Raw genomic sequence first — 514 nt, 5'->3', positions numbered from 1 at the left:
AACCAGCGAAACGACAACCACAGCATTAGGTGGTATTTTTAAGAGCAACCCAGCCACTCGCGCTGAGTTTCTGCATGGTTTACGCTAGTCAAAACGAAGCTTAGATTTGAGAGAGGATGGCAACGTGCCATCCTTTTTTATACCTGAATCATGGGTAAGTGAGTCGCAATAAATAATATTTATGCAATTGTGTGTTGACAGTCACATTCGTTGCTCTTAGTATATGCGCCCAATGAACGGCTACAACGTGTAATCGTTTGTTTTGAAAAGAGATATCTCTCTAAGTTCAGCTGATCTCGGTCAGTTGTCTTTCTTTTTTTCTAATAATAGAAAGACAACAAATTTGAGACTTGGCATGACTACACAAAGCACTATCAGCACCTCTTCCATTTCCGCTCCTGTAACAGAAACCAGTTGGCAAAAGAAAGCCATGCTAAGTGTCGCGTTTTTGATGGCGACGACCTCTGTTGGCCCAGGCTTTTTGACTCAAACTGCTGTCTTCACCAACATCTAC

The 514-nt window shown here is 42.2% G+C and carries 1 pseudogene; it reads left to right on the top strand.

Going from position 1 to position 514, the window contains the following annotated elements:
• Nucleotides 1–88: pseudogene (folE, locus tag R7E78_RS30665) on the top strand (GTP cyclohydrolase I FolE); the annotation flags it as partial.
• Between the last annotated feature and the right edge of the window lie 426 nt (nucleotides 89–514).

Source organism: Vibrio sp. YT-19(2023), from assembly GCF_033337395.1.
This window is presented reverse-complemented; position numbering and strand designations above follow the sequence as displayed.